General features: G+C 65.9%; 8 protein-coding genes and 1 tRNA gene. 7 read left to right on the plus strand and 2 right to left on the minus strand.

The genetic code is table 11. The features are described 5' to 3' along the window. Window positions 1-109 precede the first annotated feature (109 nt). The gene (locus AB3G45_RS27395; protein ID WP_367833525.1) at window positions 110-2,017 is read left to right on the plus strand and encodes a methyl-accepting chemotaxis protein; all 1,908 of its coding nucleotides are present in this window, start codon (window positions 110-112) and stop codon (window positions 2,015-2,017) included. Window positions 2,018-2,193: 176 nt separating this feature from the next. On the opposite strand, the gene AB3G45_RS27400 is transcribed toward AB3G45_RS27395, so the two are convergent. Continuing rightward, window positions 2,194-2,268: transfer RNA gene (locus tag AB3G45_RS27400), tRNA-Gly, on the minus strand. Window positions 2,269-2,488: 220 nt separating this feature from the next. Here AB3G45_RS27400 and AB3G45_RS27405 point away from each other — a divergent pair. The 4 genes from AB3G45_RS27405 to AB3G45_RS27420 all read left to right on the plus strand — a co-directional run bounded on the left by AB3G45_RS27405 (window position 2,489) and on the right by AB3G45_RS27420 (window position 5,024). Continuing rightward, window positions 2,489-2,998, plus strand: a complete 510-nt coding sequence (locus tag AB3G45_RS27405; protein WP_367833526.1) for a prolyl-tRNA synthetase associated domain-containing protein — start codon at window positions 2,489-2,491, stop codon at window positions 2,996-2,998. A 57-nt stretch (window positions 2,999-3,055) separates the two neighbouring features. Continuing rightward, complete coding sequence (trxA, locus tag AB3G45_RS27410) at window positions 3,056-4,018, plus strand: thioredoxin (RefSeq protein ID WP_367833527.1); 963 nt, start codon at window positions 3,056-3,058, stop codon at window positions 4,016-4,018. Window positions 4,019-4,144: 126 nt separating this feature from the next. Then, a complete protein-coding gene (locus tag AB3G45_RS27415; RefSeq protein ID WP_367833690.1) occupies window positions 4,145-4,825 on the plus strand; it encodes an LON peptidase substrate-binding domain-containing protein in 681 nt (226 codons plus the stop codon). A gap of 10 nt (window positions 4,826-4,835) precedes the next feature. Further along, window positions 4,836-5,024, plus strand: coding sequence for a Trm112 family protein (locus AB3G45_RS27420; RefSeq protein WP_367833528.1), 189 nt, complete (start codon window positions 4,836-4,838; stop codon window positions 5,022-5,024). 24 nt (window positions 5,025-5,048) lie between these two features. On the opposite strand, the gene AB3G45_RS27425 is transcribed toward AB3G45_RS27420, so the two are convergent. Beyond that, window positions 5,049-6,269: a ubiquinone biosynthesis hydroxylase gene (locus AB3G45_RS27425; protein ID WP_367833691.1), complete on the minus strand. Its 1,221-nt coding sequence runs from the start codon at window positions 6,267-6,269 to the stop codon at window positions 5,049-5,051. 99 nt (window positions 6,270-6,368) lie between these two features. Between AB3G45_RS27425 and tesB the strand changes: the two genes are divergently transcribed. Together tesB and AB3G45_RS27435 are read left to right on the plus strand one after the other, a co-directional pair. Continuing rightward, window positions 6,369-7,253 carry an acyl-CoA thioesterase II gene (gene tesB, locus AB3G45_RS27430; protein WP_367833529.1) on the plus strand — a complete coding sequence of 295 codons (885 nt, stop codon included), beginning with the start codon at window positions 6,369-6,371 and terminating at the stop codon, window positions 7,251-7,253. Between the two features lie 218 nt (window positions 7,254-7,471). Then, window positions 7,472-7,822 carry a P-II family nitrogen regulator gene (locus AB3G45_RS27435; RefSeq protein WP_367833530.1) on the plus strand — a complete coding sequence of 117 codons (351 nt, stop codon included), beginning with the start codon at window positions 7,472-7,474 and terminating at the stop codon, window positions 7,820-7,822. The last annotated feature ends 7 nt before the right edge of the window (window positions 7,823-7,829 follow it).

The raw sequence follows: 7,829 nt of genomic DNA on the forward strand, positions 1-7,829 counted from the left end.
ATCGAAACCTTTGTGCCAGAAAACCGGCCTCATGGACCCGGTATGACGCCGGGTTGTGTGGGATTGAACGCGCCAGGACAGCGCCGCTCGGCCTCAAGGGACGTTGTCGATGAAAATCTCGGATCTTTCCATTTCCCGAAAAGTCGGTCTTCTCGTGCTTCTCATGGGCATTGCGGCCGGCACGATCGCCGTCGTCGGCGGCGGTGGCCTGCGCGCCCTCGGCTCCGCGCTCCAGGACACCGGTGCGCGTGAAGAGGTGGCGCGGGAAGCCATGGATCTGCGCATCGACGTCATCGCCATCAGCCGCATGACCTACCAGCTCGCGCTTGCGCCGGAAAAGGCGGCCGATTTTGCCGCGGAGACCGAGACGCGCTCCAAGGAAATGCTCGACCGCCTGCCGAAGATCGCCTCGACCGCCGATGCCGAGGAAACCAAGCTGCTCGACGGCGTGCGCGCGTCGCTGGCCTCCTATTTCGAGCAGATCCGGGCCATGGTGGCCGTCGCCGGCTCGCCGCAGGGCCAGGACCGCGCCGCCATGCTCGCCGCGCTCGACACGGCGCTGGAAGGCCAGAAGGCCGTCACCGCCGCCCTCAAGCTCTACACGACCTATTCGGCCGAAACCCTCTCGCAATCGCGCGCCGACGCCATTTCGCGCTCGACGACCACCCAGGCCGTGCTGCTTGCGACCGCCCTCGTCTGCATCGTCGCGGGCATGCTGTTCAGCACCCTGTTCGCCCGCAACGGCATCGTCCGCCCGATCCGGCTCCTGACCGGCGTGATGTCCAACCTTGCCGCCGGCAAGCTCGACGATGCCATTCCCTGCACCGACCGCAAGGACGAGATCGGCGCGATGGCGCGCACGCTCGACGTCTTCCGCGCCAACGAGATGCAGATGCGCGAGATGGAGGCGCAGGAAGCGGCCCTGCAGACGCAGAGCAAGGACCTGCAATCGAACATCAGCACGATCGTCGCCGCCGCTGCCGCCGGGGACTTCTCCCGCCGCATCACCAAGTCCTACGAGGACGAGGACCTTCGCCGCTTCGCCACCGGCGTCAACGACCTGGTCGAGAATGTCGATCGGGGCGTCAGCGAAGTGCGCCGCGTGATCGCCTCGCTCTCCCATGCCGACCTGACGCAGGAGATGGCCGGCCATTTCGAGGGCGACTTCGCCGAGCTCCAGGCAAACGTCAACGGCGCCATGCTGACGCTGCGCAGCACGATGACCGGCATCCTGTCCACCGCCGGCACGATCACCGGCAATTCCCGCGAGCTTTCGGCCGCCGCCGGCCAGCTCGCCCACCGCACGGAGCAGCAGGCCGCCTCGCTGGAGGAGACCGCCGCCGCGCTGGAGGAGATCACCACCACGGTGAAGACCTCGACGGCCCGCGCCCTCGAAGCCTCCGAGATCGTGCGCGAGGCGAAGGACAGTGCCGACAAGTCCGGCAGTATCGTCCAGAACGCCATCGACGCCATGGGCCGCATCGAGCAGTCCTCGCAGAAGATCAACCAGATTATCTCCGTCATCGACGAGATCGCCTTCCAGACCAATCTTCTGGCGCTGAATGCCGGCGTCGAGGCGGCCCGCGCGGGCGAGGCCGGCCGCGGCTTTGCGGTTGTCGCCCAGGAAGTGCGCGAGCTTGCCCAGCGCTCGGCCAATGCCGCCAAGGAGATCAAGACGCTGATCAACGCCTCGGCCGGCGAGGTGAAGGGCGGGGTTTCGCTGGTGCTGTCGACCGGCGACGTGCTCTCGGAAATCAAGGACCTCGTCAACCGCGTCAACGATCATGTCGTCTCGATCACCCGCGCGGCGCAGGAGCAGTCCGCAGCGCTCGGCGAGATCAACACGGCCGTCAACCAGATGGACCAGATGACCCAGCAGAACGCCGCCATGGTGGAGGAGACGACGGCCGCAAGCCAGATGCTCGCCAGCGAAGCCGCCCAGCTCCAGACCGCGCTTTCGCAGTTCCATATCGGCGAGGCATCGGCCAGCGCCAGCTACCAGCGTCGGGCCGCGTAGGGCGCAGTCCCGCAACGCAACGAAGAAGGGCCGGTTCAGTCACCGGCCCTTCTTCGTTGCGGATCAGAGTCCTTCAGGCCGTCCGCGACGTAGGCCGGGTGAGACCCGGCAAGGTTTTCAGCCGCAGAAAACACAAAAGCCCCGGCGAACCGAGGCTTGCGACATCTTGGAGAAAATGGAGCGGGTGAAGCGATTCGAACGCTCGACCCCAACCTTGGCAAGGTTGTGCTCTACCCCTGAGCTACACCCGCTCATCGTCGACGGCCTGGGGTAGTTGGTGGCCGAAGGTCGCTGCGTTGCGGCGACGGGCGGTATATGGCCCAAGGCTTTTTCAAATGCAACAGGGAAATGTCGGATTTTGAAGAAAAAAATGGAGAGAGTTTCAAAGCCCCGGATTTCCGGGCGGTTGCGCTTGCGGGGGCGAAGCCTTATCAGCGGAAGGACAGCAACGGAGCGGGGACGAGCAGGACAATGAGTGAAGCGCAGCCGAAGACCGACAGGGATCTTTTCCGGTTTCTCGACGATCTGGGCATCGCCCACAGCACGAAGGAGCATGCGCCGGTCTTCACCGTCGCCGAATCGGTGGCGCTGCGCGACGAGATCCCCGGCGGCCACACGAAGAACCTCTTCGTGAAGGACAAGAAGGACAACTATTTCCTGATGACCGTCGAGGAGCATGCGACGGTGGACCTGAAGACCGTGCATTCGCTCATCGGCGCGGCGAGCCGCGTCTCCTTCGGCAGGCCGGAGAAGCTGATGGAATATCTCGGTGTCATTCCCGGCGCCGTCACCGCCTTCGGGGTGATCAACGACACGGAAGGCAAGGTGAAGATCATCGTCGACGCAGACCTGATGGCCTTCGACACGATCAACGGCCATCCGCTCAGGAACGACGCGACGACCTCGATCGCTTCGAAGGACCTGCTGCGCTTCATCGAGGCGACCGGCCACGCGCCGCTTGTCTTGAAAGTCACGGCCTGACATACGATCTGGGGTACAGACACGACATCGAGGCGCTCGGCGCCACAGGAGAGACCCATGAGTGCAGGCGACAACCCCTACGCATCGTCCTATGGCGGCCAGATGAACGTCTCGGCGAGCTTCGGCGGCGCTGCGCCGGCGGATGACCTCGTCACGGATACGACGACGGCGAACTTTTCCCGCGACGTGCTGGAGGCCTCGCGCCAGCAGCCCGTTCTCGTCGACTTCTGGGCGCCCTGGTGCGGCCCCTGCAAGCAGCTCCAGCCGGTCATCGAGAAGGTCGTGCGGGAGAGTGCGGGCCGCGTGAAGCTCGTCAAGCTCAATATCGACGATCATCCCTCCATTCCCGGCCAGCTCGGCATCCAGTCGATCCCCGCCGTCGTCGCCTTCGTCGCCGGCCGCCCGGTCGACGGCTTCATGGGCGCGGTGCCGGAAAGCCAGATCCGCGACTTCATCGACAAGGTCGCAGGTCCCGCCGGCGCGGATGAGAAGGCCGAGATCGAGGCGCTGCTGGCCGAGGCGAAGACTTTGTTCGACGCGGGCGACCTTGCCGGCGCGGCCGATCTTTACGGCGCGCTGCTGCAGGCCGATCCCGAGAATCCGGTAGCCCTTGCCGGCATCGCCGAATGCATGATCGCCGCCGGCCAGCCGGAAAACGCCCGCCAGATCCTCGGCAGCCTGCCGGAGGCCGTTGCGGCCGATCCGGCCGTCGCGGCGGTGCTGAAGAAGCTCGACCAGATCGAGGAGGCGCGCAAGCTCGGCGATCCCGCGGCGCTCGAACAGGCGCTGGCGCTCGATCCGGACGATCATGCGGCCCGGCTGAAGCTCGCCAAGATCCGCAATGTCGAGGGCGACCGGCAGGCGGCCGCCGACCACCTACTTTTTATCATGAAGCGCGATCGCGCCTTCGACGACGACGGCGCGCGCCGGGAGCTTCTGCAGTTCTTCGACGTCTGGGGCCCGAAGGATCCGGCGACGATCGCCGCGCGGCGCAAGCTGTCGTCGATCCTGTTTTCCTGAGGCTTTTTCCGGGAGAACGGCGCGGCATCCCTTGAGAAATGCCGCGCCTACCCCACATTCGGGGGAGGCGCGTCGATGGGGGCGAAAGCCGGTTCGCCGCGCCGCGCGCAATGGGAAGGCACCGTCATGCATGTGGGAAATGCGCGTTACCTGAAGCCGGAGGACCTGCCTGAGGCCATCCCCGTCTTTCCGTTGACGGGCGCTCTCCTCTTGCCGGGTGGCCAGTTGCCGCTCAACATCTTCGAGCCGCGCTACCTCTCCATGCTCGACGACGCTCTCGCAACCCACCGGCTGATCGGCATGGTGCAGCCCGTCTTCGGCACCGAGCGGGTGGACGACGTGGCGAGCGGGACGCCGGCCCTCTGCCAGGTCGGCTGCATCGGCCGCGTCACGTCCTTCGCCGAGACCGGCGACGGGCGCTACATCGTGTCGCTCACCGGCGTCTGCCGCTACCGCCTGCTGGAGGAGTTGCGCAGCGACAGGTCCTATCGCAGCTTCCGCATTGCGCCCTTCATCACCGACCTTTCGGGGCGCGACGACGAGCAGAGCGTCGACCGCGAGGCGCTGCTTTCCGCCTTCAAGGCCTATCTCGACGCCAACAAGCTGGAGGCCGACTGGGAGAGCGTGGAGCGCGCCAGCAACGCGACGCTCGTCAATTCCATGGCGATGATGTCGCCCTATGGCCCTGCGGAAAAGCAGGCGCTGCTGGAGGCGCCGGATCTGAGGACGCGGGCCGAGACGCTGATCGCCATCACCGAGATCGTGCTGGCGCGCGGCTACGGCGACGTCGACACGATGCTGCAATAGGGCGGTCGTGATGAATTCCAGCACCAGCCGCGTTGATCCCAAGCTGCTCGAGCTTCTCGTCTGCCCGCTGACCAAGGGGCGCCTGACCTATGATGCCGCCGCGGGCGAACTCGTTTCGGAAAAGGCGAAGCTCGCCTATCCGATCCGCGACGGCATCCCGATCATGCTGATTTCCGAGGCGCGGGAAATCAAGGACTAGGCCGCGGGCGGCCGATGAGGCCGATCAGATCCGCTGCCCGACCAGCATGCGCGGATGCCCGCTGCCGGCGGTGCCCTCCGCCTGGCGGATGAAGAAGGATTTCAGCCCCGGAAGGCGATCGACGACGCCGAGGCCGACGTCGCGCAGCACGCGCAGCGGCGTTGCGTCGTTGGAGAACAGGCGGTTCAGCACGTCCGTGGTGACGCCCATGCGCACCGTGTCGAAGCGGCGCCAGCTTTCATAGCGTTCCAGCACGGAGATCGCGCCGATATCGAGGCCGAGGCGGTCGGCTTCCACGACGGTCTCGGCGAGTGCCGCCACGTCCTTGAAGCCGAGATTGAGGCCCTGGCCGGAAATCGGGTGGATGCCGTGCGCGGCGTCTCCTGCGAGCGCGAAGCGCGGCGCGACGAAGGCGCGGGCGAGCGTCAGGCCGAGCGGGAAGGCCCGGCGACCGCCGACGACCTTCAGCGCGCCGAGCTTGTGGCCGAAGCGGCGCTCCAGTTCCTCCTCGAAGACGAGGTCGTCGCTCTCGACGAGGCGGCGGGCATCCTCCGTGCGCTCGGTCCAGACGAGCGAGGAGCGGTTGCCGGCGAGCGGCAGCGTGGCGAAGGGGCCGGCGGGCAGGAAATGTTCCTCCGCCGTGCCTTCATGCGGACGTTCGTGCTCGACCGTCGTGACGATGCCGGACTGGCCGTAGTCGAAGCGCACGGTCTTGATGCCGGCCATGTCGCGCAGTTTCGAGCGCACGCCGTCGCAGGCGACGAGGAGGCGGGTCCGGCATTCGGTCCCGTCGGACAGGCGCACCGTCGTGGCGTGCTGGCCGGTGGCAAAACCCTCCGCCGACGTCGCCCAGCGCACGGGGATGCCGAGCGCCTCGGCCTGGCCGAGCAGGCTGCGCGTCACGGCGCGGTTGGGCACCATATGGGCGAAGGGCTCGCCGTCGTCGCCGGAGCCGGCGCCGTCGAAGGTGAGGAAGACGGGGCGCACGGGATCGGCCGTGCGCGAATCGGTGATGACCATGCGGCGGATCGGTTCGGCCTCGGGGGCGATCTCGGGCCACACGCCGATGACGTCGAGGAGGTTGCGGGCAGCCGCCACGATCGCGAAGGCGCGCTCGTCCTTCTGCCAGGCATGGTCCGGTGCGCCGTCGACCACGGTGACGGCAAGGTGCGGGGCGGCCTTCTTGATGGCGACGGCCAGCGACAGGCCGACATAACCACCGCCGGCGACAAGAACGTCGAGCATGGTTGCTTCGGGCATGGTGCACTCCTGGCCGCTTGAGGTCTTCTGCCCCTCTATATAGAGGAGGAGGAACCGTATTCCTACCGTCGGAGCCACGTCCAAATGTCGCGTCAGCCTGCGAAGAACCCCGCCATGGATGTCCTTTTGGAGACGCTGGACCTGGAGCGCCTGGAAAGCCGGCTGTTTCGCGGCAAGAGCCCGCAGGTCGGCTGGCAGCGGGTGTTCGGCGGGCAGGTGATCGGCCAGGCGCTGGTCGCGGCGACCCGCACGGTGGAGGCGGGCCGCTTCGCCCATTCGCTGCACGCCTATTTCGTGCGGCCGGGCGATCCGTCCGTGCCGATCATCTACGACGTGGAGAACGTCCGCGACGGCGGTTCCTTCGCCACGCGCCGTGTCGTCGCCATCCAGCACGGCAAGCCCATCTATTTCATGACGGCGTCCTTCCAGGACGAGGAGGACGGTTTCGAGCACCAGGCGGCGATGCCGGACGTGCCGCCGCCGGAAAGCCTCATCGGCGAGGCGGATCTGAAGGAGCGCTTCATGACCGAGGCGCCGGAGCATATCCGCGCCTACTGGCAGCGCCCGCGGCCGATCGAACTGCGGCCCGTTTCGCTCGACCATTATTTCTCGCGCGAGAAGCTGGAGCCGCGGCAGAACATCTGGGTGCGCACCACCGGTCCGGTGCCGGCCGAGCGTCCTCTGCAGGCCGCCGTGCTCGCCTATCTCTCGGACATGACGCTGCTCGATACCTCGCTCTTCGCGCACGGCACCTCGGTGCTCGATCGCTCGTTGCAGGTCGCCAGTCTCGACCATGCCATGTGGTTCCACCGCCGGCCCGTTGTCGACGACTGGCTGCTCTACAGCCAGGACAGTCCCTCCGCCTCCGGCGGGCGCGGCATGACCCGCGGCGCGATTTTCACCCGTGACGGCACCCTCATTGCCTCCGTCGCCCAGGAAGGGCTGATTCGGAAAAAGGCAACTGACTAATTTTTACTCAACATCCTATTCGCGCCTATTTTTTGGCCATATGCGGTGGCGATTTTTTGCGCCGTCGCATGTATTCAAATTTTATTCGTTTTATTTCAATGTCTTAGATTTCCCGTTCGAATCTGGCACGCCCCTTGAATGTGTAGTTCCCAGTCGTGGCCGACGCGATGTCGCCAACGATGAGGAGAGATGGCCCCGGCTGGGGACAAGCACGAAGGATGGGAAACCAGATGAAAATTGTGATGGCCATTATCAAGCCGTTCAAACTCGATGAGGTGCGCGAGGCCCTCACCGCTGTCGGCATCCAGGGCCTGACCGTGACCGAGGTGAAGGGTTACGGACGCCAGAAGGGGCATACGGAAATCTATCGCGGCACCGAATATGCCGTCAGCTTCCTGCCGAAACTGAAGGTCGAGATCGCCGTGCCCGGCGACGTCGTCGACAAGGCCGTCGAAGCGATCGCATCCGCCGCCAAGACCGGCCAGATCGGCGACGGCAAGATCTTCGTCTACTCGATCGACCATGCCGTGCGCATCCGCACCGGCGAAACCGATTCCGAAGCGCTCTAAGCAAAAC

The sequence above is a fragment of the Shinella sp. S4-D37 genome (genome assembly GCF_040812195.1).
In the GTDB taxonomy this organism is placed as follows: Bacteria; Pseudomonadota; Alphaproteobacteria; order Rhizobiales; family Rhizobiaceae; genus Shinella.